Raw genomic sequence first — 2308 nt, 5'->3', positions numbered from 1 at the left:
AAAGTTGCTTTGGCAATAAGGAAAAATTACAGCCGATTTCACCAAACGTGAGGTATATCCGTCGCGGGCAAGATGCCCGCACTACAAACATTTAATAACGTAAAATTTTCCTTCTTCCTTCTTACTTCTTCTATAATTAGTTAGGAAATATCTGAAAAAGTCAAAGCTCGACCCCGAAAATCAGAATTAAATTCACCACGATTAAACACAACTTCTCCCCCAACAATAGTAACAACAGGCCAACCAGTTAAACTCCATCCTTCAAACGGACTCCACCCACATTTTGTCATTAATTCCTCTTTTAAAACAGGGCGATAATTATCCAAATCGACTAATACTAAATCTGCATCAAAACCAGGAGCGATCGCTCCTTTTTTCGGAATGCCATAACCTTTTGCCACAGCAGTAGACATCCAATTAGAAACTTGAGCAACAGAACATCTTCCCTGGATAGCTTGAGTCAACATTAAAGGTAAAGAAGTTTCCACTCCAGGCATTCCTGAAGGAGTATTTGGATAACCTTTTGCTTTTTCTTCTAAAGTATGAGGTGCATGATCTGTGGCAATAAAATCAATTACCCCATCCAACAAAGCTTGCCATAAAATATCATTATCCCAAGCAGATTTTAAAGGAGGATTCATCTGAGCTAAAGTACCAATTTTTTCATAAGCACTTGTATTTAATAACAAATGTTGAGGCGTAACTTCAGCAGTCACCCAACTAGGTTTATCCTGACGCAATAATTCAGCTTCATCTCCAGTGGAAGTATGCAAAATATGTAACCTTCGCTGATACTTTTTCGACAACTTCAAAGCCATCTTAGTTGCCAATAAAGCAGTCTCATTATCCTGAATTTGTGAATGAATAGCAGGGTCAGAAATTCCAGCAAATTCTTTTTTCCTTTCATCAATTCGAGCTTGATTTTCTGCATGAACAGCTATTAACCTTTTTCCCCTAGCAAAAATAGGCTCTAACTTTTCCTCAGTATCTACTAATAAAGGTCCATGCATGGAACCCATAAAAATTTTAATCCCAGAAGTAGGATTAGCTGTTAATAAATCAGGTAAATTTTCTGCCGTTGCCCCAATAAAAAAACCGAAATTAACCAAACATTTTTGAGCTGCCCGTTGTAACTTATCATCCAATGCTGCTTGAGTTGTAGTCAAAGGTTTAGTATTAGGCATTTCCAGAAAAGAAGTAACACCACCTTTCACACAAGCTCGACTAGCAGTAAATAAATCCTCCTTATGTTCCAATCCAGGTTCCCGAAAATGTACCTGGGGGTCAATTACTCCCGGTAATAAGGTTAAGCCTTCAGCATCAATGATTTTTTCTGGAGCTTCAGAAGATGAAATTTCTGGAGCAACCTGAATAATTTCTCCACCTTGAATTTGCACATCACCGACGATAAATTCTCCATCAGGTAGAAGAATACGAGCACGATGGATTAATAAAGAAGAAGTAGAGGACATGATGAAAAATTAGTTTTAATAAGATTGTTATATAATATTATGATGAGCGATCTAAAAACTAGGAGATTTACTAATTAATTATTAATTTAGATTATTGAGACACCTGCTAATTTTATATAACAATCCGTGCATTGGTTGTGAAAATTCTTATAACAGTTAATTTTAACTGTAAACCTTTGAAATTATTTAAGTCGCTAATCCGGCGACTCACCTATATGAGTTCTAAAATACCACTAAAATATTACAACTGAAGTAAGTATTCAGCCTTCAGCTATTAATTTTGGAGAAGGTAAAAGCCACCTTTGAAATTGAGAAAGAGTAAAAGTTTACTGCCAAATTCCCATTTATAAACCTGAAATTATAGCTGACTGCTAATAGCTAAATTTTTACCAACTAAAAATAGGATTGTTATATGTTTTAGATAATCAAAAAAATCAACTGGGAGACTCAAATTATAAATATATAGCAGTATGATTTGAGTTATGAGATATTGAAAAATTTTAGAGTACAGGGAATAGGAAACAGAGAACAGAGAAAAAGAAAAAAATGTATCATCTGAATATAATAATTGCTATATTCTATACTTTTAAGGAACATCTGAATTCTCACAACTTATTCCTGATTGCTATACAATCAAAATTAAGTATTTTTCAATTAATTATTGAATTAATTATTTATAGATGATGAATAAAGACAAAAAACAAGTAAACAATGAAGAGCAAAATGAAGAAAATCCATGGGTTGAATCAATCAAAACCATAGGACTTAGTGTGATTTTGGCTATTGGAATTAGACAATTTGTTGCTGAGGCACGTTATATTCCTTCTGGTTCAATG

Annotated in this window: 1 protein-coding gene and 1 pseudogene; one reads left to right on the top strand and one right to left on the bottom strand. The window is 34.1% G+C overall.

From position 1 onward, the window contains the following. Positions 1-140: 140 nt before the first annotated feature. Positions 141-1472 (bottom strand): dihydroorotase, encoded by a 1332-nt coding sequence (locus AC3DU7_RS31520; RefSeq protein WP_488043169.1) that lies wholly within the window; start codon positions 1470-1472, stop codon positions 141-143. Between the two features lie 683 nt (positions 1473-2155). Here AC3DU7_RS31520 and AC3DU7_RS31515 point away from each other — a divergent pair. Further along, a pseudogene (locus AC3DU7_RS31515) lies at positions 2156-2308 on the top strand (signal peptidase I); the annotation flags it as partial.

This window comes from Okeania sp., from assembly GCF_983059655.1.
Note: the sequence above shows the minus strand (reverse complement) of the source record. Positions and strands in the feature narration are given on the sequence as shown.